The following is a 26043-nucleotide window of genomic DNA, read 5'->3' as shown; positions in this document are numbered from 1 at the left end:
GGAGTACCCATAATGACTGAACCCGTCGATCCCGCGATTACCTCTAAAATTACTCAGGCCTTAGCCAGCTATCTTAAACGAGACCCTGCGTCGATTACCGAGTCTCATCATCTCCGAGATGATCTGGGCCTCGACTCAGTGGCCACCATCGAATTGCTCTTCGAGATCGAGGAACGATTCAAACTTCAAATCCCAGATCAAGACCTCCCAGGGTTAAGTACCGTTGGTACCGTGGCCGCCTATGTTCAGCGGCGGCTCGCTGAACTGAAGCCTGAGTCCAAGCCAGAGTCGGCCAAACCCGCGACCGCTGCGAGCAAGTCAAAATCAACCAAGTCGACCACGACCAAGGCGGCCAAGCCTTCGTCCACCAAGAAGGCGGCTCCATCAAAGCCCGCCTCCGCCGGGAAGCCGAAGAAGACAGCCGCCGTTACGTCCGGGAAGAAGAAAGTCGTGACCCGATGAGCAAGCCCCAACCGCCTTCTCCGATCACATTGGCTCAAATCCAAGAGGTCGTCGGGGGGACGCTCCACGGCGACAGCCAGACACCGATCTGCGGCTTAACAAGTCTCGGCGAAGCCAATCCAGACGCGTTGTCATTCATCACCAACGACAAAATGTCTAAGGCGGCGGCAGCCCTTCGTGTAGCAGCGCTACTGGTTCATCGCCATTTGCCCGATCTCGCTGTGCCGCAAATCGTCGTGGACCATCCGATGTTGGCCTTCGCGCGCGTCGCACAGACCTTTTTTGTCCGGCACCAGGCACCTCGGGGCATTGCCGAACAGGTGATACAGGGAGCCGATGTGCGGATCGGAACCGATCCTTCTATCTGGCCTTTTGTGACTTTGGGCGACCGCGTGACGATCGGCAATCGCGTCACACTCTGTCCGGGGGTCTTCGTAGGATCGGATTCAACGATCGGGGACGATTGCGTGCTGTACCCTAATGTCGTCGTTCGCGAGAGCTGTTCACTTGGTGCGCGAGTGATCGTGCACAGCGGAACCGTGATCGGAGCCGACGGGTTCGGATACGTGCAGCATCAAGGCCGGCATCATAAGATCCCGCAACTCGGCAGCGTTGTCATCGAAGACGACGTTGAACTGGGAGCCAATGTGACGGTCGACCGCGCAACGTTCGGGCGGACCCTGATAAAGCAGGGCACCAAAGTCGACAATCTCGTCCAGATCGCCCACAATGTCACAGTCGGAGAGCACAGCATTCTCGTCGCGCAGGTAGGCATCGCCGGCAGCACAACCATCGGCCATCATGTGGTAATCGGCGGCCAGGCCGGTCTCTCCGATCACCTGACCATCGGCGATCAAGTGATGATTGCGGCGAAATCAGGAGTCAATCGTAGCTTGGGATCGAACCAGATCGTCGGAGGCATCCCGGCAATGCCGCGGGAAAAAGCACTGAGAGTTCAGGGCACTATCTTTCGGCTCCCAGAGCTGAAACAACTCGTGCGGGATTTGGAGCAGCGCGTGGTGGCCCTTGAAACGCAGCTGAAAGATTCGGCAGGTCGAGTTCCTCGATTAAAAGCAGCCCGTTCTAAAAAGAGCTAAAACTTCACCTCTCGGGTTTTCCTACCTTGATCACTCTCCGCCACAAGAACAGCCTTGTCCAATAAAACCCGGCCCAGGGCATCAAGAGCGCCGGAACTATGCTCACGCTGCCGTAGACATACGCAGCAATGGTCCCTCCGATTAAGACCATCGCGCCCAGCAAATATGCGAGCGGAACGAACTGACGCCCCGGATGCTTGATGGTCGTCGCATCCGACCTCTTCTTGAGCGTGCCTCTCTGCCGATTCAGTCCTTCTTTCATACGCGCCGCCAGAACTTCGGGGAACTCCCGCAAGAGATGCCGTTGATAGAGCGTCTGCAATGTTCCCAAGCCTACGCCCGATAGAAACAACCCCGAACTCTGATAAAAGGTCTCAAAGGTATAGCCCTTGGTTGAGAGCCACTGGTATCCCAGACCTCCGATCGCGCCGATCATACAGATGAGGCCTAGAAGACTGGACGGCATGAGGATGTACGTTTTTACGTACTCCTGAGCCAGCTGCATCGCCTGCTGTGGATGATGAACGTTGATGAGCTTCGGCACCTGATTCTCTTCGCGATCGTCAAGACATCCGGAAGTTAGGGTTGCCATTATAACCATCCGGATCTCTAGAGCAAAGAGTAGAAGGAGGGGGGGCTCTTTGAGGTCGATCTGCTAGCGAAACGGGCGATCGATCCCCGTCATGGCATCCATATCCGTATCGACATCCGGTGGCTTCAACGAGGTTTTCTTGGTGTCCACCACGCCCTGCAGTGTCAACGCAACCGCGTCAAGGCTTTCGAGCAGCGACGTGAAGGAATCAGAAACAGCGGTCGGCACAACAGACGCTACCGGTTTGGGGGGTGCTTTCGAAAATGTGATACGTCCGACGACAGGAGGCTGTAGAATCTCCGCAATCGATACTGCTGGCGTGCGGCTCAAATCAATCTCACAAGCACCACTTCCTTCATATTCCCGCTGATCATCCATCCGCACGACCGGGCGAAGTGGATAACGGCTATTCACGTTGGTCACTGTTCCTACTTCTCCGCTCGTCAATCGCACTGTCGTCCCAAGCGGGTACACCGAAAACTGCTCGACGAGCGCCTTCAGGATTTCTCGAGGAAAGGTTTTTCGTTCAGCGACCAGAAGTTCCTTGATCGCTTCGTGCGGAAGCAGACGACGGCGATAGGGGCGCTCGCTCACCAAAGCATCGAATACGTCGACCACACCCAAGATCTGAGCCATTTCACTGACCGCTCTTCCAGCGAGTCGATTGGGGTATCCCTGCCCATTGAAGCGTTCGTGAGCTTGACGCGTCAATTGTGCCAACCAGTGATACGCCGGTCCGCACTTCTCAACAACTTGATATCCCAGCTCAGGATGCCCCTCGATGAGTTCCCGCTCTTCCTGGGTCAAACGGCCGGACTTGGTGAGTAAGGGTTTCGGCACGGCAAACAATCCAATATCGTGGACAAATCCCGCTAGGGCCAACCGGTGCAGCTCTTCTCCGTAGTACCCGAGACCGATTCCGACCTTGGTTCCCAGTATGGCCACATTGATCAGATTGGTGATGAGAGGTGATCCGAATGCTCCCGCTAGGGCTTGTACGACCAGCTCATCGTTGCGCTGCAGCGATGACACGACGCCCGTTGCAAGGGCTTCAAGTGGTTCCAGTGATATGGACCGATGTTCCAGAACAGCGGTCGCTATCCCGCCCAACGCGTATTCTGCCTCTTGATACCAGGTCGTCAAGACATCACCCATGCGCCGGTATTGTGTCGTCGATGTAGCACTTCATTCGCGATTTTCTCCACCAACGCGCGTTTGATCTGACGCACTTCTGAAACACGCCCGAAGTAGAGACACAAGTCGCAGAGTGAGTTGATCAATCGGCACACACCACCGGTGCGATGATAGACGGAGGAAATTGCACCGGGTGAGAATATCGGCAGCTCGCCCCCGGCAGCAGCGAGACGAGCCAGGATATAGGCTTTCGTCTCGGCGCGATCCAAATATTCAATGTGGTGTTGTATGGCCACCCGTTGAGCAAGCTGCGGAATGCGGGCGATACGGTCCCGCAGTTCCGGCTGTCCTACGAGCACGAGGGTGATGAGAAACCGATCATTTAACTGGAAATTACTAAGGAGGCGCAGCTCTTCAAACAAGCGATCGTGTTCAATGGCCTGGGCTTCATCCACCACCACAACCGTGTCCACTTCTCGATGGTAGTTGGCAAGCAGTTGATCGTTCAAGCGACGCAACTGCTCCACTCGCGTTCCGTGGGGATCCAACCCGAGTTGAAACAAGATCTCACCGAGAAATTCATTCCCTGGGATAGTCGGATTCGATACCAGTCCGATCTCATACCGGGATCGAGGAAGCTTGAGAATCATGGCACGACTGAGGAGGGTCTTCCCGCTTCCGATCTCACCGGTGAGCATCACGATCCCTTTACGGGCCTGGATCCCGTACAGCATTCGTTCCATTGCTGCCTCATGTTTGGCCGATGGGACATAAAACTTCGGATCCGGTACATTCTCAAACGGGCGAAGACGCAGTCCCCAATGAGTCTCGTAGGCGGAATCTTGAATCAGACTATGATTTTGTAGCGCATCGACAAGTGGCACTCGTATGTCCTTTTTCGTTTCGGCATCCCAGCCGGAGGGAAGCCTCGGATCTGAGACTCATTCAATGGGGCAATACGCCTTGTATCGCCATCCGCTCAGCCCGACCGCTTTCCGCCCATTCCTCAATTCCCTTCACGCTCTGGGTCAAACGTGAATGGATTGCGTCATAGTTGTCGGCATTTACCACCACACGACGCTGCATCACAACCGTGAGGAAGCTATGCAATCCCATAAAAAACACCATCGCATGGGAGGCATTGACCTGTTGAGCGGCAGACCATAGCTGCGCGGCACGTTCAACCGCATTATGCAGGTCGGAAGACAGTGGGCCAGGGACGACGCTATGATGCTTGAGGGCCTGAAGCACAGCCGTTAGCTGAGGAAGTTCTTGTCGAACGACTTGGAGAAAGCCTTGATCTCCTTCGGCTGACCGGTCAAGAAATTCCCGGATGGAAGCCACATTGCATTGTTCGACCCCGCACCCCATCAATCCCTCCGTCTGGGCCACCATCGTCTGAACCACATTGCGATGGAATGTGTCGGATGCCGTGCGCTGAGCCTGCAATCCACGGAGCAATATCAGCAATTCTTTCGTCGAGATCATTCTTGGAGGGTCTTCGTCGTAAGCCGGTACCTGTTCCTCATCAAATTCCAGACCTGTCGCTCGAGTCAGGGCTCCATGGACGTGCCCCAGCTGTTTGCACAGGGCGATAAAGTCATCAGTTGAGATTGGCACGGAAGGGTCTTGGACGGCTTCAACGAAGGGAAGGGCCGCGAAGCTGGCGCGCTCGACATCGCACAAGTTGATCGTGGCTGCAGATCCGCCGAGGTTCGTAATGCCGACCTTGATCATCTGAGCCAAGACACGATGGCGTTCTGAAGGGGGAGTTTGCTGTAGTTCATCGAGTGCGACGTGAATTTGCTGGAGCCATTCCTGTGCCTCTTGAACGAACAGTTCAACCAGTTCTTTCTGGAACGCACTTTCGCTTTCAACGGACATCGGTTTCGGCCCTTCAACAAGACCACACTAGATGTTCAGATGACCGGCTCAGGATTATCCCCTCCCATGTCCGAGTTGGGAAGCCAATCCTGCAATCTCGCTTAACTTGCGTGCCATTTCCTCAAGTCGTTTTGTGGCACTCTCAGCGGCTTGTTCGGCTTCAACGACTTGCCGAGCGAGTATTCCGTTGCGATCTCGTTCTGCGGCCAGAAGCCCTTCCATTTCCTGAACTCTCGTCGCCACTCTCTCCAAATCTTGAAGTTGTCCCATTGTCTCTTCCCTCTTCCGCCGTTCCGTCGAAAGTTCGACTTCGAGGTCACGAATTTTCTGGTGAAGTTCACCATTCTGCTGTTCCGCATTCGCGAGTTTTGCTTCCACGTCTCTTGCCCTGATCGACACCTGCTCCAAATCAACCAGTTGTTGCACAAGTTGCTCCTCCGCCGCCCGTTCAGCGTTCAGAGCAGACTCCAGTTCTGCAATTCGAACGGAAGTTTTTTGCCAGTTCACGGCCTCCTGCTTGAAGGCTTCGACCGCATCCTGCTCCGCCTTCAGTGCCGATTCCAGCTCAGGGATTCTTGATAGTTGTTGCTCGACTTTAGCGAGTGTGTGCTGAAGATTGTCGGCGCGTTGGCGCTCGGTTGCCAACTGCGCTTCGCTTTCCTTGGCTCTAGTGAGCTGCGCTGTGGACTCAGATAGTTGCCTGGTCAGTTCCTCTGATCGAACTCGTTCGGCCTGGAACTGTTCTTCAACCTTAACGAGTGATTCTTGAAGATTGTCGGCGCGTTGGCGCTCGGTTGCCAACTGCGCTTCGCTTTCCTTGGCTCTGGCGAGCTGCGCTGTGGACTCAGATAGTTGCCTGATCAGTTCCTCTGATCGAACTCGTTCGGCCTGGAACTGTTCTTCAACCTTAACGAGTGATTCTTGCAGATCGTCGGCGCGTTGGCGCTCGGTTGCCAACTGCGCTTCGCTTTCCTTGGCTCTGGCGAGCTGCGCTGTGGACTCAGCCAGTTGCCTGGTCAGTTCCTCTGATCGAACCCGTTCTGCCCGGAACTGTTCTTCAAACTCTTTGAGTTTGCCGGTCTCCTGACGCAGACTCTGCTGCAGTTGGTCTGACATAGGCATCATCTTCTCAGCGGGAGCCGCGGCGGGAACGGAAGCCGGCTCGGCGACCGTGGCCGCTGCTGGTTCCTGCCGTTTTGCTATCAGTTCGAGGACTCGATCCTTTAGGGATGTACCTTGAAACGGCTTCTTCAATACTCCGTTCGCGTGGCAAGACTCGGCCTGCCTGGTCACTTCATCGTTCACGATTCCCGAGATGAGCAGTACGGGCGTCGCGGCGAGGGTTGCGTTTCCACGGACAAAGGCACAGACTTCATACCCGCTCTTATCCGGCATGATGACGTCGGACACAACAACATCCGGCCGTTCCTTTGCTAAATAGGCCAATGCTTCTTCTCCGTTTGCCGCAAGAGTGACGCCGAGGCCGGCCTCGGTCAACAGTCGCTCCGCAACTTTGCGAACTGCGATGCTGTCATCGGCGATTAAGATCTTCGGCATGCCTGCACCTTTCGTCCGTCCCGGAACACGGGGAATCGTCACACAGTCGACCCAAGTCGTGATAGCGAGAGAATCGGGATCTCGTCCAAGCCATTGGTATAGCTACCTTCGGCCGGCAAATCTTTACCTTGATATGTTTGAAGCGCGGCAGGATCAAAGGTATGAAGAACCGGAATCTCCTCATCAATGCACATCGCCATTTCTCCGAGGGGATGCTTTACCCTCAGACACAAGGGACTGCTTCCTTGCACAGTAAGGTGAAGGGACGCAGCCAGATCGAATACCGGTAGCACGGTCTGCCCCTGGCGAACCACCGCCGTGACAAAAGGTGTTCGACCAGCGATCGGGATTGATTCATTCCACGGAAAAATGCCTGATATATCCAATGTCTTCACGGCAAGTCGTCTACCACCCACCGAAAACACCAACAGCTGCCATGATTGACGCGACGTTTCCCGCTGATGCTTTTGGCCGGTTCTCAGCATGTCGGGCTATGGTTCACCGAAATCTTCGGATCCGCCACAAGCTCACGAGTCCGTTCTGGCCCGCAATTGCCTTCTAAGCCCGACATCCGCTCATCAAGAAGCCACGTGGTGTCCAGCACCAACGCAATGCTTCTTGAGAATAGGATCATGCCGCGGTACCAGTGCCGTTCCGGGCCGCGGAACTGCATAGGAAGCGGCAGGACTTGAGATAGTGGGAATTCAAGAAGTCCCTGCACCGTGGTGACTCGAATGCTCGCACGCGCTTCTCTTTCAGAAAGTAGCACGACACGGGCGTTCGCCCCATCCTGATCATGCGGTACGCTCAATCGATCGGCGAGATTGATGGCACCGTACACCATACCGTGAACCGTCGGGTTTTCAACATTTCCGGTCTCTTCGAGAGTCATCAACCCACAAATAGATTCAGCATTCAACGCCAGATACCGTTCGCCTACTGTCACAATGAGAAATCGTGATGAAAAAGCTGGCGACGAAATTCCCGTCATCGCTTCCTGGACGCCCATGCCAAGTCCTTCTTGCCCATTTTCAGTAACAAGTTGCATTTCGTCAATTGATACAAGTATTTCCGCAAGGTTACTTGCGCAGCGCCGGAGCCTTTCCAAGCCACCGTTCAACCTCATGCAGCAACATCCGTTCATCTACCGGCTTGGAGACGTATGAACTGGCACCGAGGCTCATCGCCATCTGCCGATGTTTGTCCCGTGCCCTCGTCGTCATGACAACGATCGGCGTTTGCCTGGTTTCCGGACGACTTCTGAGAGCTTGAATAACTTCGAATCCGTTGAGCTTCGGCATTTCAAGATCGGTGAGGATCATCCGATAATTTGTCGTCGATGCCTTTCGGAGCCCATCTTCGCCATCAACGGCCGTATCGAACGGATATCCGGCGGACTCCAACATTCTTCCAACGAACTTTCGAATGCTTAACGAATCATCTATCAAGAGCAGACGGGCCTCTTGGGACTTATGCGACGACATCTCCTGTTGTAGTAAGGACGGTTCCGGAAGTGGTGTGGTCTTGGAAAAGGGAGCGTGAGCAGTCGATTCTTTCGTTCCTCTCGACATCAAACGGCTTGGATCGATAACAAGAACTATCCGTCCTTCTGGATCAATGGTCGCCCCTCCGAAAAACGAATGCTCCAACAGTTTCAGTGGTCCGAGCGGCTTGATGACGATTTCTTGGCGGCCCAACAGTTCATCGACTGCAAGGCCCATAGGGCCAGCAGCCGTTCGGACGATCACGACCGGCATCGTCCAATCGACGCTTCCCGGTTCACGGCGAAGGATGTGATGGAGAGATTGTAATTCAATAACTTGTTCGTCGAGCTGTAAGAGCTTACGATTACCTTCCTCCCGTACTGCGGATAGCGTCGGCATCGTAACTTCCTGAATGCTCAGCAATGGAATCGCATATTTCTCGGTACCGACCCGCACGAACAACGCGGTGGCGATGAGGAGGGTGAGAGGGAGATTCAAAGTAAATTTGGTGCCGACACCAGGCTCAGACTCCACCTCGATATGCCCGTTCATGCCTTCAATGACTCGCTTGACCACGTCCAGTCCTACGCCTCGACCTGCTTGGTCCCCTACCTTGTCGACTGTTGAAAAACCGGGCAAGAAAATCAACTGAAAGAGGTCCGCATCCGACATCGCTTGTATCTGGTGGGATTGTGCGATTCCGGTCCTGACGGCTTTTGCCCGTATTTTATCCAGATCCAACCCTGCTCCATCATCTTCCACCTCGATGACGACCGAATTCCCACGATGAGCCGCGTGGAGGTAGACCGTTCCAACGGCCGGTTTCCCCTTCGCGATTCGATCGGCCGTCGGCTCAATTCCGTGATAGACAGCGTTCCTGACCAAATGCACCAATGGATCCACCAATCGTTCCACGACTCCGGTATCAACTTCCGTCTGCTCGCCCGATGTGACCAAGGACACTTCCTTGTTTGAAACTCGGGCGATTTCTCTGACCGCTCGACGAAACCTCGTAAACGGTGTCCCGATCGGAACCATGCGGGCACGGGCGATTTCGTCTCGCATCAACAGCGTCAAGTGTTGCAGTCGGGTCATCTCGTCATGGGCGCTTTGGATGGATCCATCCAGCTGCGACATCGACTCACTGATATCGGTGGTGACCTCCCCGATACGCCGAGCCAAAATATTGAAATCATCGTACTTATCCAGCTCAAGACTGCCGAAATCGCCGAATACGGGAAGTCCTTGACTCGGAGACGCGGTTACAGTACTGGATGTGTCCTGATAGCTAAAGGTGTGCTTGTCGGCGAAGGATTGGACGGAATCCACTAAACGGCTCTTGAACACCAAGACTTGCTGTGACAGTTGCTCCAAGACTCGCAATCGTTGTTCCAATCTTCCACGTCCAATGACGAGTTCTCCAACGAGGTTCATCAATCGCTCCAGCCGCGCGTGACTGACACGGATGACTTCACGTTCCTCTCGCGATTTTTCGTTCGGAACTCCATCATCCCGCGATCGAGGGTCGTCACCTCCGGGCTGTCCCGCGGTCGCTGAACTGGAGGCGTCATCTGGTTGATGTGTGGGCGTCGTCTCACTTGCTGCACCCTGATCCAATCGTCTCAGTTCGGTTCGCGCAGCCTCGAATCGTTGCCCCGTGTCGTCCACCTTGCTGAGGTCTCTTCGCATCAGTACTCGTACAACATCGATAGCCCGAAGCATAAGATCCGTATGCCCGGGTAACACGTTGATGCTCCCATCTCGCACCGACCCCATGAAGTCTTCGACGTGATGGATAAGATCACCGATTGATTGAAAACCAACCGTATAGGCTGAGCCTTTCAAGGTGTGAGCGGTTCTAAAGAGCTGATGGATCAGTTCCCTGTTCTGAGGCTCCTTGTCCAATCGTAAGAGATTGGCTTCCAAGAGCTCCACATACTCCTGGGCCTCAGGGATAAAGTAGGAGAACACTTCCGGATCCAAATCCGGAATAAAGTATCTATCTGATAAGGCCGCGGTCGGCACTTCTGTGCTAACAACAGGCTCACGCTGGACAGGATTTGGGCTACCCGTAACTGGGCCGTCGGAAGGAGTTGTCGGTGCAGGTGGGGCGGCTGTACTGTCAGCCACCTCGCTAAAACGATTGAGAACAAGCGGTATATCGTGCCGAAGTAGTTGCACATTCGCTGGTTCATGACGAAGGATGAGCCGAATCAATTCCGCAGCCTTCGCAAGCATGCCAAGAAGGTCATTGCTGAGGGGAAGGCGATGTTCATGAACCGCGACCATGCAATCTTCCATCGGACGAGCGACATCTCCAATGGCTTGGAAGCCTACGGTGTAGGCTGAGCCTTTCAGGGTATGTACCGCACGAAAGAGCCGGTAAATCGAGTCTGCATCATCCCGCTTCTCACGAAGGATACGAATCAGCTCGTCAATGGTGCCGAGATACTCCTCAGCTTCGGGTACGAAATAAGATAAGATTTCGGCATCGAGTCCGGGGAACAGATAGTCGCCATCGATTGTCGGGGCGGAAGACATGAACGCCGCTTCATTGTCTGGTTTTCCTTCTCGTTGTTTTATCGACGCCCAACAGTGTTCTACGGCTTCTGCATCCTCAACGCCCCCTTGTCCGATGGCTCGAACGATTCTCTGAAGGCTTTGCGTAATGTTCCGCATCGAGTCTACCGTTCGGTCCCATTCAGCTGGCAAAATCGGCGTCGTTTGCTCAAGTAGCATCTCCAAGTATTCAGCCAGCTGAGCGACTCCGCTGAAACCATACAGCGCAGCGGCTCCGCAAATCCGGTGGGCGACAATGTATTGGTCGGCAAGGTCTTGAGCGGTGGGAACAGCACCGTCGGGAGGGTGCAATGCTTTAGTCAGGGCATCCAGCCCATCCGATGCTTCAAGGACAAAAATGCTGATGAGATTCTGCCTGTCGAACTCCGAGCTCATCGGTCCCTCGTTACACCAGAAGGCTCTCCTCGCTCAGCGGATGAGGGAGATTCTCAGGCCAGCTTAAACTGTGATACCGAAGTAGTCAGACCTTCAGCCAACGTCACCATGTCCTCTACCGTCGTGCGTGCCGAATCGGTGGCCTTTTGTGTTGCAACGGCACCTCCGCTAAAGTCCTTGATCGAACGCCCGACCTGGTCGGTTGAAACCGTTTGGGCAGCCGCCGATGCCGCTATGTGCTGGGCAAGTTCTGCGGACCGTTGAGCAATCGCCGAAATTTCCTTAAACACATCGTCCGTACGCAAGGCCGAAGCCGATCCGGCCTCGACCGCCTGAGTCTCGTGCTCCATGGCAACGACCGCATGTTGCGTTTCGCTCTGGATGACCTTCACCAAGTCCGCGATCTCGCGTGTCGCCTGCGTCGAGCTTTCCGCGAGCTTCCGCACTTGATCGGCGACCACGGCGAAGCGTGCTCCGGCCTCACCTGCACCGGCAGCCTCAATCGCAGCGTTGAGAGCCAACAGGTTGGTTTGATTGGCGATATCCCGAATGGTTGATACGATTTGTGAAATTTCCAATGAACGGTCGCCGAGTGCCTTGATCTGTTTCGACATACGTTGGACTGCCAATTGAATGCGCTGCATATCTTGAACAGTTTCCTGCACCGCGAGCCGGCCGGCTTCGGTGGCCTGTAAGGCTTGGCGGGCCGCTTCGGACGACGCTCCCGCTGTCTCGGTCACTTGGCGCATCGATGACGCCAGCTGTTCGACCGCGCCGAGCGCCTTGATCGATTCGTCAGCTTGGTGTTTGGCGGTCCCGGCCATCTGTCCGGCATTGTCCCTCAGCTTGCTCGCAGAGGTATTGACACGTTCCGCTGCCTGGCGCACTTGCTTCATCAACTGCGAAAAGCGCTGAATCATGAGATTGAATCCGTCCGCCAGATTTCCAAACATATCGGCTGTCACTTCACCGCGCTTAGTCAAATCCCCTTTCCCGACATCTGACACCAACACAAGGAACTGCACGAGTTGTTTTTGCATCCTGTCCCGCTCTTCTTCCGTCGAGACCAGTGTCGTGATTCGATCCAACATGATGTTGAACGCCTCGGCCATCTGACCGATCTCATCGTCGCTTTCCAATCTTGCGCGCGCGCGCAAATTTCCAGCGGCAGCCTGTGTAGCGACGTCGGCTACATGGATGATGTCTCTTACAATGCTGCGCGCAAGGAAATATCCTATAGCGATCGCCAGGAGGAGTGCCGAAACTGCTGCACCGAGCATGACCTTGGTGAGGTATACGGCCCTGCTTTGCCCGCTATCATTCAATTCACTCGCCAAGTCTCGAATGAGCTGTGCCACCCATTGGAAGCGCCATATCGATCGGCCGTGCCACAACGCCACTTCCGTCGACAGCACCGTAATCCCCAGTTCCCTCATCGACTGCCGTTGTTCATCCGTGAGCGATGGGTCAAAGCTATCGTTCAACGCTCCCACTGCGGTTTCAGCCGATGCGAAGTATTCTCTCAACGCAAAAATGAGGACGTCCAACTCTTGTCCGTCACGGCGGCCATCCGCCGTCTCGTGCGCCGCGGACGGCTGATAGGTCTCAATCGGCGTCATAGTGCGTCTCTTCAATTCGGCGAGGGGAATGATGGCTTCGTCGAAATCACTCTTTTGTCTCTGCTCCGCAACGCTCAACAACGCATTGTGATAGAGGCTGAGGTTGGTACTACTCACCGCGACCTGCGAAACCCCCACGGTTGATTCGTCATAAATGGAACTCAGCTGGCCCTTCAGTTGGCTGAGACCCATCAAACCGATCAGACCAATTGCCATCATGCCGAGAATGATGACGGAAAACCCGACAAGGATCTTATGCAGGGCTTTCAGGTTTTTAAACCATGCACGAGGTGGCCATTTCCACGTCTTTCTAACCTTCGTCATGACTCTCCTCCTGCTCGCTGCTCGTGATAAGACTTACCTTGCCGGCACAATTGTCCATAATATGACGCTATGGATTTTGGGCATTGGCCCTCTCTTCTATGAAGGCCAACAGTTGCGACATTTCCAATAAGGCGCTCGGTTTCTTCTCTGTTGTGAAGGGCCCAGAAAACAAGGGGAGTCTTTTGTCTGCAGTACGAACCGAGGGGGTTACTAGATCGTCAGATTGGAAGCTGCGAATTTCCGGTACATCTTCGACCAGGATACCGACCTGTTGAGTCCCATGACGAACAACAACAGCATATTTCGGAAGGACGGAAACGGATACGCCCAAGGCAGCTCTCACATCCGCAAGCGGAATGATGGTTCCACGTAGATTGGTAACACCTACCAGCGAAGCAGGCATTCCTGGTACAGGCGTGACCGACTCGGGCTCGAAGACCTCGATAACCTGGCGTAAGTCTATGGCGAAGGTTTTTCCTCCCAATGTAACCAGGCAAACCCTCAATGATTTATTGGGTGGTGTCTGTACTAGGACTGAATCTGAATGAACTTGAGGCAACTCATCGATGGAAATCATTGTTTCGCGGTTCCGACAATATCGGTTCTCTCAACACAGCGCAAGTTTCACCGCTTGCAGAAGGTCCTCAGATTTGAAGGGCTTCACCACATGACCGTTAGCCCCCTGTTGCTGCCCCCAGAACTTGTCGCTTGCCTGTCCCTTCGAGGTGCAGAGCACGATCGGAATGCTCTTGAAGCGGGCATCGGTTTTCAAATCCCTACATGCCTGAAACCCATTCCGGCCAGGCATGACCACATCCAAGACGATGAGGTCCGGTTTTTCAGAGACGATCTTGTCCTCCAGCCCATCCGCGGTCGTGAATGATACAACGGTGTGTTGGGCGGCTTTAAGATACGACTCGATCAACTGCAGTTCTGCGTACGAGTCGTCGACAACCATGATTTTGCTCATAAACCTCTTCCCTTCTCTTCAACAAATGTTCACGCTGTCCTCAATGCACCGACATCACCCCACCGATTGCACAGCCGGTTCTCCTCCTTCTCCTGTCTGTTGTGCATATCAGCCGACGCGTACGCGCTTCTTTGTTTGCTGGGCACACCGGATACGCGGCATCAGCGACATTCTCGCGTGCAAGCATCTCTCCCTATCCTTACAAAGCCGATTTCGTGCTGTTCTCAAGCAGTGTAGCGACTTGCTGATAGTTGGCAAGAAAACGGTGAATATCGGCACTCCTTTGGAGAAATTGGAGCCGATACCGACGCGGGAATCCGTGGACCATTTTGGAAGGAACTAGACGACAAATGTCGAGCGGGGTTCCTTTGTCTACTGCCGGAATTTATGTGTGGAGATATCCGATGAGGCAGGTTAAATCGAGATTATGAGAGACGTGATCAGCCCACCGATCAAGTTCACCCTGTGATCGTGCCGTGACTGTCCTTGAGACGAGCTCGTCGAGAGGCGGAAGCCCTTTCCTGACACGAGCATGATTGAGCCAGGCTCGGCGAAAGCCAGGCTCATCAAACACTCCATGGATGTACGTGCCCCACACAAGGCCGTCTTTTCGAATGGCTCCATCGAACTCTTCTTCGCTCGTAGAGATCGACAGGCGGGCTTCCTCACCCAGTACTGATTGGCTGCGAACTCTAAAACATGGAAGTTCGTTCACCCGTCGCGTGACGCCCATATGGATCTGATACCCACGGGCCACGGTCTCCGCTTGTGCGAAGCGGCCCTCCGCACTTGCTTCGACTTGTGTGGTGCGCTTGACTTGTTTGAGCTCTGTCTCGGTATTCAAGTAACCCAGTCCACAGCTTGTACCGCTTTGCTCGACCTCGTGAGGATCCGAAATCCGGCGACCGAGCATTTGATAGCCACCACAGACACCGATCAGTTCTCGCCGCCTATGTAGATGGTTGTCCAGTGCGGGGACATATCCTTTTTCCTTCAAATAGGAAAGGTCTGCCAGCGTATTTTTGCTCCCGGGGATCATCACGATGTCGGCTTCGGCAAGCATCGAGGGCGAAGTCACATACTTCAATGCGACATCTGCTTCAGATGCCAAGATATTGAAATCGGTAAAGTTGCTCATATGCGGCAGTAAAATGACGGCAACATTGAGTCGGTCGGATGCAAAGCGTGTTTGTAAGTTCCGATCGAGATCGAGGCTATCTTCTTGATCGAGCATCAGATCACGAAGAAACGGGACAACTCCCAAGACCGGCAGCCCGCTTCGTGCTTCCAAGAACTTCACCCCATCGGCGAATAGCCTGGCATCACCACGGAATTTATTGATGATGATCCCTCGGACCCTGGTGCGTTCGTTCGAGTCCAGCAAATCTAAGGTTCCAAGAACTTGCGCAAAGACCCCACCCCGATCGATATCGGCAACCAGTACGACCTGAGCATCAGCCAATTTGGCAACTGGCCAATTGACCAGATCGTGCTCACGGAGATTGACCTCCGCGGCACTTCCGGCTCCCTCGATGACGAGCACGTCGTACTGATTTGCCAACCGAGCGTAGCTTTCTTCGACCACAGACCAGAGCTCTTGTCGGCAGTCGAAGTACGCCGATGCCTCACGCTTCCCAAACACCTTGCCCAGGACAACAACCTGTGAGCAGTTGTCGGATTCCGGCTTGAGGAGGATCGGGTTCATGTCGACATGCGGTGGAATGCCGCACGCCGCTGCTTGCAGAGCCTGAGCTCTACCGATTTCACGGCCCTCAGGAGTGACGAACGAATTCAGCGACATGTTTTGGGCTTTGAATGGTGCGACACGGACACCGGTACGATGAAGCAGGCGACAGATTCCGGCTGTGATCAAACTCTTCCCTACATCTGAGCCGGTACCGAGGATTGCAAGCGCTCGCGCCTTCATTGGTGAGGCTCCTGCCACTTCTTTGCCTTGGCTAAGCCGCGGGAGACACAATCGGAGACCGCTCTTCCGACCAGCGCGCCGAAAATCGTGTGGGTCCCGCTGTAGGTATGTAGTAGTCCTTCGCCGCGCAACCGGCATGCAACGACAACCGCATCGGTACCGGTCCCGGTTGCGAGGTCTCTCCCTTTACAACTCGGTATGGCATGGTCACGCAAGACGCCTGTTTTTGTCTCCGTGGCAACCTGCACCGTGCCGACCATGGCGGAGGTCGAGAGACTACCATTCGTGATGAGGATGAGATTGATCGTTCCGACTCTCGTCGAATTTGTGTCCTTTCGATGAGCGAGGTACTGTGGCCACTCTCCGGCACGGACCGCATTCGTGACTCCGACCGTGGCGAAACATTCTACCCAGAGTTCGCCTGCCGAAACTCGGGACGTGACCAGCTGTGTCATCGGTACGGCGGTCATGAGTCCGACAGTGCAGTATCCAACCTTGAGCTGTGAAGACAGCTTTCGCAGGTAACGAGCTGGATTGGGAAAGTGCTTATTCATGCTTGGGTTCGCCTCAACTTGATGGTTGATGATGTGTGAAGCAGACCTGAATCCACCACCTTGCGGTGCGGATGAAAGGACACGTCTCCGACCTCCGAGATTGATCACGAGGGTGTGTCCAATCACGTGATGTCGAGTGCTGACGCGTGTAGAAGTCTCCTTCATCACAACGCTTCGTGGTGAAGCAGATTCGACAAGACTTGGATGAGCCGGTCATTCTCTCGTCGGGATCGTACGGCAAGCCGGATCGAACGAGCGTTGCATCCTGGAACAGATGAACAATCGCGAATCAGCAGTCCCTCATTTCGCAACTGCTCGGTCACCTCACGCACGTGCCGGCCACGAGGCAACTCCATAAAGAAATAATTGGCGTGCGTCGGCATCACTGAACAGCCGGGCAAGGCAGCAAGCAGTTTTCCAAACCGTTCTCGTTCTTTTGTCATAAACTGCATGCTCTTTCGAGCATGGGCCGAATCCTCCAAGGCTGCAAGCGCAGCCACCTGCCCCAGGGCATTCACCGACCATGGCGGTACTTGCCTACGTAACAACTCGATCACGGAAGGCCGTGCAACTGCGTAGCCGATCCGCAAACCTGGTAAGGCGTAGAACTTGGTCAGGCTACGCAAGATCACGACACGCGGCCATGAGGAAGCTTGGGGAATGAATGACCGTTCTGGGCAATAATCGGCAAACGCTTCATCGATCACCAACCAAACACCACATCGTTGAGCGGCTCGTGCCAATCGTTGAACATCATCAACAGAGCATGCTTGGCCACTAGGACTATTGGGGTTGCAGAGCATGACTCCATCAAAGGCGTCCGATCCATTCCTCCTCTGCTCTATCAGGCGGCAGAGACCATCGATCGGTTGCGCGTACCGCTCAGTGCGCGTAGCGCATACAGCGCTGACACGGCCACCGATTCGTGCCATCGATGCTGCATATTCGGAGAAAGTGGGTTGCACAACCAGGAGATGCCGTATCCGGAGTGCGCGAGGAAGCGCATCGATCAATTCCGTCGAACCGTTTCCTATCACAACGTGCGCCGGAGATCGTTGCCACAACTTGGCGAGTGTCTGACGAAGTTCCCAACAATCCGGGTCGGGATAATGAGTCAGTAGGTGACGAGCATTGGTGATGGCACGCCAGACGCGTGGGGATGGCCCCAGTGGGTTGATACTGGCGCTAAAGTCAATGAGCTTGGCGAGACCCAGGCCAAGTTCACGCGAGGCTGCGTAAACATTGCCGCCATGAATTCGACGCTTCAGACGAGCCACACCGTTCCTACCGCAAGGATGACACCCAGCAAACACGCGACAATCATGATCCGAGATGCGATTGTGAGATCCTTCAAAACAAGCCGACGTCTGCCTGTTCCGATCACTGGTCGTTCGTTGGGCACGCCATCGTAGTAATTGATTCCTCCCAATTGAATTCCCAACGAGCCGGCCATCGCCGCCTCCGGCCATCCGCTGTTCGGACTAGGATGACTCCCGCTGTCACGCCAAAGCACATGCCATCCTGTTTTGATAGGCGTACTGCCGCCTAGGACCAGACCAGCAGCCAGGAGAATAAGGACAGCAGACAGACGGGCTGGGATCCAGTTGGCCACATCGTCGAGTCGAGCGGATGCCCAGCCAAAATCGACATGTCGTTCGTCCTTGTGTCCGATCATCGAATCCAACGTGCTCACCGCCTTGTAGGCGAGCGCGAGAGGCGCTCCACCCACAACGAGATAAAACAACGGTGCAATTATTCCATCATTCGTGCTTTCAGCTGTTGTTTCAATCGTTGCCCGAACAACTTCCTCTTCCGACAGCCGCTCGGTATCCCGCCCGACGATCCTGCTGACGGCCTGACGAGCTCCTGAGAGGTCGTTCTGATCAAGTCGCCTCTTTACCTCATGAACGTGATCCCACAAATCCCGGCCAGCAAGTGTGGTCCATCCGAGTGCGATCGACAAGAGACTTCCAAACCACCAGGCTATACCATCAGCCATGGTGACGGCTTCGCGAGAGAGCGCGAATACACCCAACGGCAAACCGAGAGCCAGCAAGAGACCGCATGTGCGCAAGGCATAGGAATGACGACAGAGCTTTCCCGCATGTTCATCGCACCAGGCAATCACTATTCCCATCGCACGAACGGGATGGGGAAACCATCGAGGATCCCCGGCGACGGCATCGACACCTGCTGCGAGGAGAAGCTCACTTCCCGTCATGACAGGACGAACACCAGCGGAACGACAAGCAAGAAAATGATCTCCACAAGTTCGTTTGTCGCGCCTAACGTATCTCCTGTAATCCCACCGAACAAGGACCGACAACCTGCCTGAACCGTAACGACCACGGCACTACTGCCGACCAATATGACTACTGCCCCGGCGACACCGAACGCCAGAATGAGTGCTGTGGCAAGTACGAATGTCGATCCCAGCACGTGAAGTAAGGACAAATGAACGAGGAACGGTGCCGCCAAGCCACCTTCTGTCCTTGCATAAGGAGATAGCCAGGCTAGGATGACCATTGCCCAACGGCCGAGCGCCGGCATGCAGACAAGAGCCGGCACACGGAGAGGATGTGGGAGGGCCATGAGTGCTGCGTAGCGGAGGATCAACGACAAAAAAAGGCCGGTCGCTCCCATCGCCCCGATCCTCGGATCACGCATGATAGCCAGGCGATCGGCTGGTGTTCTTCCACCGGCAAGACCGTCAAACGTGTCGGCCAAGCCGTCCTGATGTAACCCGCGAGTGAAGGCAATGAGCAGCACGATCAACAATACATTCACGATCTCCGACGCAAACAGCTTCGTCAACACAGTGTCCGCCAATACCAATGTCCCACCGATCAGAAGGCCTACGGTGGAATACCAGGCCATCGATGAGGCCAATTCCATCGCGGTGGGTTCATGATGATGTCTACTGAGCGGGACCGCGGTTAAAAAATGCCATGCGAAGAGGAACGGCCGAACCAGGGTCGTCATGTGTTGCGCTCCGACACGCCGGCTTCATCGAACGTTGCCATCTCCGTATAGATCTTGATCGCGGCACAGACCAGATCCATCCCCAGACAAGCCCCCGTCCCTTCTCCAAGACGCAAGTCGAGATCCAACAGCGGTTTCAATCTCAGATGGTCCAAGACTATGCGATGGCCCCGCTCGACCGAATAATGGGAGGCGATGAGATACTCACGGCACAATGGCTGAAGCCCGACGGCAATTAACGCCGCTGCACCGGCAATAAATCCATCCAACACAACAGGCACCCGCGCCTCCGCCGCACCAAGTATCAGCCCGGCCAATCCCGCGATTTCTAGGCCCCCGACCTTCGTCAGGACGTCGAGCGCGTCAGCTGGATTAGGGCGATGCAGGTCCAGCGCCTGCTGAATCACCGTCACCTTGTGTAGACGGCTTGATTCGTCGATGCCGGTCCCATGTCCAGTCGCTTCTGCTGTAGGCCGACCGGTCATCACCGCCGTGATAGCGGAGCTAGGCGTCGTATTGCCAATACCCATTTCACCTGTCCCAATCAGGCCGAATCCTTCTCGCACGGCCTCAGTCGCCAGCTCGACTCCGACCATCACAGCTTGTTCGGCTTGGTCACGCGTCATCGCCGGCTCGATCGCTAGATTGCGCGTACCCTTCATGACTTTTCGATCAAGAAGACCGGGTACGGCGCCGAACTCATAATCGACGCCGATATCCACGACTCTCACGTCCACATCGGCATGCCGTGCCAACACATTCACTCCTGCTCCACCCCGTAGAAAATTCAACACCATTTGAGGCGTGACTTCCCGCGGATAAGCGCTCACCCCTTCCAGAGCCACTCCATGATCGGCGGCAAAGGTAAATACGACGGCGCGCGGAACATTTGGCTTCAGCTCGCCGGTGATGGCGACGTAGGACGCCGCCAATTCTTCCAGACGCCCGAGACTGCCGGGCGGCTTGGTCAATCGATCCAATCGATGCTTTGCGTTCGCATACAAACTTCCATCGAGCGGCTGAATTCGACGGCACAGGTCCTGGATCGACATAACGGCTCCTCTACTCACTTCAAGCGAAGCGATATTCCACCGACAACTAGATGGACTTCATCCGCTCCGACGGCAATTTTCTGATTCACCCGTCCGGCAAGATCACGAAATGCTCGCGCCGACGGCTCAGCCGGAACCAGCCCGAGGCCCAACTCATTGCTGACGATGACTACCCTGGCCAATGCGGTACGCATCCTCTGCAAGAGTGTTTCAACTCGGGCGAGAACGACCGATTCCTTTAGTCCGGTTCCGACCAAATTACTTAACCACAGCGTGACGCAATCGAAGAGAATCGTCCGGTACCGAGAGCCCTGCTTGGCAAACCAGACCTCCACTTCGAGCGGCTCTTCAACGGTCTCCCAATCCGTCGACCGTCTGACCTGGTGCCGAGCGATCCGTGCCGCCATTTCATCATCCAACCCCTGCCCCGTGGCGATGAATGCACGCGGCCCTCGTGAGCCGGCTAGTTGGAGAGCGGCCTCACTCTTTCCTGACGACGCTCCACCAAGCACGAGTATGATGCGGCCTCTTGCTCGTCGCGCCGATCGACGCTTACTCGGCTTTCTTTGCGACATCGCGCTCCCATAAGAACTCCGGCTCACCCTGCGTCTTCGCCACCCAACGACCCAAGACGAACAGCGTATCGCTCAGTCGATTGACGAACTTAATGATGGTGGAATCGACCGGTTCAGATTTTGATAGGGCGACACAGACCCGCTCGGCCCTGCGGCAGATTGTCCTTGCTTGATGGAGAAAACCGGACACTTTTCCACCTCCAGGCAGAATGAACTCTTTGAGCGGCTCCAAATCTTTTTGACAGCGATCGATCAGTTTTTCCAAGCGCAAAACATCCTGCGCCGCCACTTGCGGCATGTTCTTGAACGTCTGACCTGGCGCCGTGGCAAGAATGCTTCCGACGTCGAACAGTTTGTTTTGCACCCAGCGTAACTCTTCTTCGAGTTGTCGGGCTGCCTGAACTTCTTCTTTCGTGTCGGCGTTGATGACCCGTACCACACCGATCGACGCATTGAGTTCATCCACCGCCCCGTAGGCTTCGACGCGCAAGCTGTCCTTCCATACTTGCTGTCCACCGGCTAATCTCGTTTTCCCTGCATCGCCTGTTCTGGTATAGACCTTCGTAATCCGCATCACCGTTTCCCCTTACGTTCAGTCACTGTCCGGCCCCAGGACTCATAGTGAATGAGATGGTCCAGTGGAATCCGCTCTCGCCATCCGGCGCTTTCCAGATCCGGCTGTGTTGCAAAGTTCGATACATACCCCAGACAAAGATACGCCAGTACTTTGACCGACTTGGGCACTCTCAACACGCGTTTCAAGGCGCTGTGATCGAGAATGCTGACCCAGCCCATTCCGATACCTTCCGTACGTGCGGCCAGCCACAGGTTTTGAATGGCGCAGCAAGTGCTATAGAGATCCGTGTCACGCACCATGGAGCGACCCAGCACATGGGGACCTCCACGCTGACGGCTGCAAGTCACGCCGATATTGATCGGGGCTTCCTCGATCCCTTCCAGCTTGAGGTTTCGGTAGAGCGCAGCGCGTTTTCCCTGGTAGCGTGTTGCGGCTTCGGCATTGGCTTGCTGAAACAATCTTTTCACCGCACGCTTGGTTGTTTGATCCCTGACCACCACAAAATCCCAGGGCTGCATGAATCCAACCGACCCGGCATGGTGAGCAGCGGTCAACACACGCTTCAAAATGTGATCCGGAATCGGCGTCGGCAGAAAGTTGCGGCGGACATCACGGCGCTCGAAGATCGCGCGGTACACCGCCGTACGCTCTGCATTCGAAAACCGACCTTCAACCCGCATGACTCAGGGCACTCCGTGACATCGCTCGTTCATGATGGCCGAATCCCCAGCTCACCGGTCGCGATTTTTCCCAAACAGATGGGACAGAGACATTCCTTATAGCGTGTTGCGATCCAAACCATCTGTGGCTCAGTAATGCCGAGCTTGCCACACCAACACTGGTAGCCGCCGCATTCAAACGCTTGTCCGCAGTGCTCACAGGTTTTCTGGATCGGTCCTCTCACAATTCAACCCCCGGCTGTGCCTTGATGCCTCTTCGGAAGGGATGCTTCACCTGCTTCATCTCCGTCACCAGATCGGCCTCTTCCAGGAGCGCCGCTGGTCCTCCTCTACCGGTGATCACTACATGTTGCATCGGTGGACGATCATGAAGCATCGACAGCACCTCTTCAAGGTGGACATAGTCGTACTGCAGCGCGATATTGAACTCGTCCAGAACGACCATGGCATAGGAGGCATCGCGCAGGAATTCACAAGCCGTCTTCCAGGCCTGTCGTGCGAACTGCATGTCCCGCGCACGATCTTGAGTTTCCCAGGTATAGCCTTCTCCCATCCGGAGAAAGATGACTTGATCCCCAAAAAACTTCAAAGCACGCTCTTCCGCAGTGTCGATGGCGCCCTTGATGAACTGCACCACCGCCACCTTACGGCCATGGCCGATGCAGCGCAACACCATCCCCAGCGCAGCAGTCGTCTTCCCCTTACCGGCGCCGGTATAGACGATCAAGAGCCCCTGCTCCCGTTGCGCCTCCTCGATGCGCCGATCAACCGACGCCTTGAGGCGCTGCATCCGAGCTGTATGTTCCTTGGCCGACTGCTCCTGATGCATGTATTTCACCCTACCTTCATTCTCCGGCCGGCCTTTTCATGACATCTTCCCTGCGGCGGGCAAGGCACGCATGAACGAAGCCCTTTGCGACCAGGGGGTTCGAAGCCCAGTGGACATGCACATAGGACGCGAGCGTATTGCCGACCCGATACCCTTCGCGCAGGACCTCTCCACCGCGCCTCCGACGAATTGCATATAGACAGTCCACATCCGCTTGAACAAGGAAGTCGGAATAACGAAATTGGTGTCCTCGAAATCGCAGGCCGGGTGGACCCAACAGGGTTGTGCCTTGTGTTTCCACTTCCACATAGCCCAGGGCTTGGAGTCGATCACGCATCACGGCCTCACCGGGAATCAAGCCGACCATTTCATGTCGCTTGCCATCAAGGGTCCGGATGCCGCTCGACAGATACATGAGCCCCCCGCACTCGCCGTAGATGGGTTTACCCGCCGACGCAAAGGCGGCGACAGCCTTGCGCATCGAGGCATTCCCAGAAAGCGCTGCGGCGTGAACTTCTGGGTAACCGCCGCCAAAGTAGAGACCATCGACCTCAGGAAGCCCTTCATCATGGATGGGAGAAAAGCGCACGAGCTGGGCACCAAGGCATTCTAGGCGACGGAGATTGTCTTCATAGTAGAAATGGAAGGCTTCGTCGAATGCAAGTCCAATGCGGGAACAGGAGTCCACCGCGGCGGGTCTTTCGACAGATGCGCAGAGAGGCGCATCCTGGGATAGGGCCATGATGGCGTCGAGATCGCACCAGGCGGCGACCCGTTCGCCCCAGGCGGACAAGATGCGCTCCGGCACCGCGTTCTCCGCGGCGGTCATCAGACCCAAATGCCGTTCCGGAAAGACCAATGCGTCCTCTTGTGGTAGACCTCCAAAAACCGGAAGCGATCCAGCCATGGCCGTGCGCAGCAACTCCAAATGGCCACGGCTTCCAATGCGGTTGCAGATGATCCCGGCCAAACGGAGGTCCTTGTCATAGGACTCGAACCCTCGAGACAAGGGAACGATACTTCGCGCCATGCCGGAGGCGTCACAGACCAGCAGAACCGGAGCGTTGAGCCACTTGGCAATTTCGGCTGTCGATCCTTCGTCATCGGTCGGCGACGCCCCATCGAATAAGCCCATCACCCCTTCAATGACGGCGATGTCGGCATCACGCGAGACTCGCAAGAACGTTTCAATCACTGCCTCGCGCCCCATCATCCAACCGTCGAGGTTATGGCAGGTGTCATCGGCGGCACGGGCATGATAGGTCGGATCCAGATAGTCTGGCCCACACTTGAAGACAACGACGCGCAAACCGCGCGCGCGCAAGGCCCGGATGAGTCCCACCGTCACTGTGGTTTTTCCAACATGACTCGATGTGCCAGCAATCACGAGACGAGAGATCATATGGGGTTTCATTTCACAGTCCGCCTGATCCTCGGATTGATTCCCGTGCGACGTCCTTACATTATTCGGCATGGGCTTCACCTGCTTCCTGAACTCAGAAACGGCCTTTCGAAACCGATGCGTGAAGCCGGGATCAGAGAGTCTCGATTCGGCAAAATCGCTGGTTGTCAACACTCGTCCAACCAGTACCATCGACTGGGAGCGAATGCCAGCTGCCCGGACCTTGTCCCGGATATCGCCGAGCGTGCCCGCCAGAATGTGCTGATCCGGCCATGTCGCCCGATGCACGACGGCAACCGGGCAATCGGGATTCGGTCAGCATGTCGGCGTCTCCCCTTCTTCAGTCATCGATGCAATCCAAACACAATGGGGACTCTCACGGTCACTTGCGCGGCTTCCAGCGGCTGGGAGAGAACCACCGGTGAGGTATCTCGCAATATTTGTTTGGCATCCTCGTCAAGACTGCCATTGCCGGAACTTTCTACCACGCGGATATCCATGAGGCGGCCGTCCGCCTTTACCGTAGTTGCCACCACCACACGGCCTTCCCACCCGTTGGATCGCGCTTGCTCGGAATACCGCTTGATCTCCTCGATCCGTGCTCGTATCGCTGCCGCCAACCATCCATAATCCGACCTTTTCGCTTCCCCTGCGGACGAAGAGCGCGAAACCATCACAGCACGTTCATTCGACAACGCTTCTTGCGGGGGCGATGCAGACGTCTCTGAACCTTGCGCGGGATCGGACGACGGTCGTTTCTCATTGGATTCAAGGGAACTCGGGTCTGATGGAGCAGAGGCGATCTGTGTCTCGCCCGCAGACTGCCCGGAAAGGACCGAGTCCGAGGGCGGCTCAGCGACTTCGGACCGGCTGGTCGATACCTCGGCGTGCTGAGGCTCTCTCATTTCTCGCATGGCCGAAGATTCCAGCACCGGCTCCTTCGACCTACTCGCCAAGGATGAGGATCGCGTCTGAATCGAAAGATTCGATCGCGCCGCCGATACTGCCACCATATGTTGCTCTGTATGCGGTTTGTGCTCCATTCGTCGCAAGGCGGATGTCGCCGCCCGAGGGGAGGCGTCTTCCTGTAACGATGTCTGGACAGACTCTTTGCTCGACTGAGCCTCCACTGACGGCGTTGAGGCCTTGGCTGGCTGAGAGGCGAATGATCCGCTCGACACTATGTCTATGTTCCACTGAAAGGTCTCCTGCTCCACTTGTATTGATTGAACCGACATGACCAGCGTGGTAACCACGATCGCATGGCTCACGACTGACCAGATCCAGCCATGAGCCCACGCTTTTCTATCGATCCCCCAGACAAGCAATTGAGAATGGACGTCCATTTCGCTATACCCTTGTTGAAATTCAGATAGCCTTTATCTGA

General features: G+C 55.5%; 25 protein-coding genes. 2 read left to right on the top strand and 23 right to left on the bottom strand.

Features of this window, described 5'->3' with window-relative positions; all coding sequences use genetic code 11:
- The first annotated feature begins 12 nt into the window (after nt 1-12).
- Nucleotides 13-462, top strand: coding sequence for an acyl carrier protein (locus tag P0120_13875; protein MDF0675406.1), 450 nt, complete (start codon nt 13-15; stop codon nt 460-462).
- Nucleotides 459-1559: a UDP-3-O-(3-hydroxymyristoyl)glucosamine N-acyltransferase gene (gene lpxD / locus P0120_13870; protein ID MDF0675405.1), complete on the top strand. Its 1101-nt coding sequence runs from the start codon at nt 459-461 to the stop codon at nt 1557-1559. Before P0120_13875 ends, lpxD begins: the two co-directional genes overlap by 4 nt.
- Nucleotides 1560-1563: 4 nt before the next feature.
- Here lpxD and P0120_13865 read toward each other — a convergent pair whose 3' ends face one another.
- From P0120_13865 to P0120_13755, 23 genes are all read right to left on the bottom strand, one after another.
- The gene (locus P0120_13865; protein ID MDF0675404.1) at nt 1564-2151 is read right to left on the bottom strand and encodes a hypothetical protein; all 588 of its coding nucleotides are present in this window, start codon (nt 2149-2151) and stop codon (nt 1564-1566) included.
- A 63-nt stretch (nt 2152-2214) separates the two neighbouring features.
- Nucleotides 2215-3306, bottom strand: coding sequence for an HD domain-containing protein (locus tag P0120_13860; GenBank protein MDF0675403.1), 1092 nt, complete (start codon nt 3304-3306; stop codon nt 2215-2217).
- Nucleotides 3291-4169: an AAA family ATPase gene (locus P0120_13855; protein MDF0675402.1), complete on the bottom strand. Its 879-nt coding sequence runs from the start codon at nt 4167-4169 to the stop codon at nt 3291-3293. Before P0120_13855 ends, P0120_13860 begins: the two co-directional genes overlap by 16 nt.
- A gap of 61 nt (nt 4170-4230) precedes the next feature.
- Complete coding sequence (locus P0120_13850; protein ID MDF0675401.1) at nt 4231-5169, bottom strand: hypothetical protein; 939 nt, start codon at nt 5167-5169, stop codon at nt 4231-4233.
- 54 nt (nt 5170-5223) lie between these two features.
- On the bottom strand, nt 5224-6726 hold the full coding sequence (locus P0120_13845) for a response regulator (GenBank protein MDF0675400.1): 1503 nt from the start codon (nt 6724-6726) through the stop codon (nt 5224-5226).
- A gap of 38 nt (nt 6727-6764) precedes the next feature.
- Entirely contained in the window at nt 6765-7211 is a 447-nt protein-coding gene (locus tag P0120_13840) for a chemotaxis protein CheW (protein MDF0675399.1), read from the bottom strand.
- A complete protein-coding gene (locus tag P0120_13835; protein MDF0675398.1) occupies nt 7205-7846 on the bottom strand; it encodes a chemotaxis protein CheW in 642 nt (213 codons plus the stop codon). The genes P0120_13840 and P0120_13835 overlap by 7 nt, the downstream gene beginning before the upstream one ends.
- A complete protein-coding gene (locus tag P0120_13830) occupies nt 7806-11165 on the bottom strand; it encodes an Hpt domain-containing protein (GenBank protein ID MDF0675397.1) in 3360 nt (1119 codons plus the stop codon). The genes P0120_13835 and P0120_13830 overlap by 41 nt, the downstream gene beginning before the upstream one ends.
- Nucleotides 11166-11218: 53 nt before the next feature.
- Nucleotides 11219-13108, bottom strand: coding sequence for a methyl-accepting chemotaxis protein (locus tag P0120_13825; protein ID MDF0675396.1), 1890 nt, complete (start codon nt 13106-13108; stop codon nt 11219-11221).
- A gap of 67 nt (nt 13109-13175) precedes the next feature.
- Nucleotides 13176-13685: a chemotaxis protein CheW gene (locus P0120_13820; GenBank protein MDF0675395.1), complete on the bottom strand. Its 510-nt coding sequence runs from the start codon at nt 13683-13685 to the stop codon at nt 13176-13178.
- A 30-nt stretch (nt 13686-13715) separates the two neighbouring features.
- Nucleotides 13716-14078: a response regulator gene (locus tag P0120_13815; GenBank protein ID MDF0675394.1), complete on the bottom strand. Its 363-nt coding sequence runs from the start codon at nt 14076-14078 to the stop codon at nt 13716-13718.
- Nucleotides 14079-14463: 385 nt separating this feature from the next.
- The gene (locus tag P0120_13810) at nt 14464-16005 is read right to left on the bottom strand and encodes a cobyric acid synthase (protein ID MDF0675393.1); all 1542 of its coding nucleotides are present in this window, start codon (nt 16003-16005) and stop codon (nt 14464-14466) included.
- The gene (locus P0120_13805) at nt 16002-16724 is read right to left on the bottom strand and encodes an adenosylcobinamide amidohydrolase (GenBank protein MDF0675392.1); all 723 of its coding nucleotides are present in this window, start codon (nt 16722-16724) and stop codon (nt 16002-16004) included. The genes P0120_13810 and P0120_13805 overlap by 4 nt, the downstream gene beginning before the upstream one ends.
- Complete coding sequence (gene cobD / locus P0120_13800; GenBank protein MDF0675391.1) at nt 16724-17836, bottom strand: threonine-phosphate decarboxylase CobD; 1113 nt, start codon at nt 17834-17836, stop codon at nt 16724-16726. Before cobD ends, P0120_13805 begins: the two co-directional genes overlap by 1 nt.
- Entirely contained in the window at nt 17824-18780 is a 957-nt protein-coding gene (gene cbiB / locus P0120_13795; GenBank protein ID MDF0675390.1) for an adenosylcobinamide-phosphate synthase CbiB, read from the bottom strand. The genes cobD and cbiB overlap by 13 nt, the downstream gene beginning before the upstream one ends.
- Entirely contained in the window at nt 18777-19541 is a 765-nt protein-coding gene (locus tag P0120_13790) for an adenosylcobinamide-GDP ribazoletransferase (GenBank protein MDF0675389.1), read from the bottom strand. Before P0120_13790 ends, cbiB begins: the two co-directional genes overlap by 4 nt.
- Complete coding sequence (cobT, locus tag P0120_13785; protein ID MDF0675388.1) at nt 19538-20593, bottom strand: nicotinate-nucleotide--dimethylbenzimidazole phosphoribosyltransferase; 1056 nt, start codon at nt 20591-20593, stop codon at nt 19538-19540. The genes P0120_13790 and cobT overlap by 4 nt, the downstream gene beginning before the upstream one ends.
- A 14-nt stretch (nt 20594-20607) precedes the next feature.
- Nucleotides 20608-21168 (bottom strand): bifunctional adenosylcobinamide kinase/adenosylcobinamide-phosphate guanylyltransferase, encoded by a 561-nt coding sequence (gene cobU / locus P0120_13780; GenBank protein ID MDF0675387.1) that lies wholly within the window; start codon nt 21166-21168, stop codon nt 20608-20610.
- A complete protein-coding gene (locus P0120_13775) occupies nt 21146-21742 on the bottom strand; it encodes a cob(I)yrinic acid a,c-diamide adenosyltransferase (GenBank protein MDF0675386.1) in 597 nt (198 codons plus the stop codon). The genes cobU and P0120_13775 overlap by 23 nt, the downstream gene beginning before the upstream one ends.
- Nucleotides 21742-22425, bottom strand: coding sequence for a 5,6-dimethylbenzimidazole synthase (gene bluB, locus P0120_13770; GenBank protein MDF0675385.1), 684 nt, complete (start codon nt 22423-22425; stop codon nt 21742-21744). The genes P0120_13775 and bluB overlap by 1 nt, the downstream gene beginning before the upstream one ends.
- Nucleotides 22426-22645: 220 nt before the next feature.
- A complete protein-coding gene (gene cobO, locus P0120_13765) occupies nt 22646-23254 on the bottom strand; it encodes a cob(I)yrinic acid a,c-diamide adenosyltransferase (GenBank protein MDF0675384.1) in 609 nt (202 codons plus the stop codon).
- A gap of 16 nt (nt 23255-23270) precedes the next feature.
- Nucleotides 23271-24944, bottom strand: a complete 1674-nt coding sequence (locus P0120_13760) for a cobyrinate a,c-diamide synthase (GenBank protein ID MDF0675383.1) — start codon at nt 24942-24944, stop codon at nt 23271-23273.
- Between the two features lie 56 nt (nt 24945-25000).
- Nucleotides 25001-26002: a TonB family protein gene (locus P0120_13755; protein ID MDF0675382.1), complete on the bottom strand. Its 1002-nt coding sequence runs from the start codon at nt 26000-26002 to the stop codon at nt 25001-25003.
- Nucleotides 26003-26043 lie beyond the last annotated feature (41 nt).

The sequence above is a fragment of the Nitrospira sp. genome (assembly GCA_029194675.1).
Lineage (GTDB): Bacteria > Nitrospirota > Nitrospiria > Nitrospirales > Nitrospiraceae > Nitrospira_D.
This window is presented reverse-complemented; position numbering and strand designations above follow the sequence as displayed.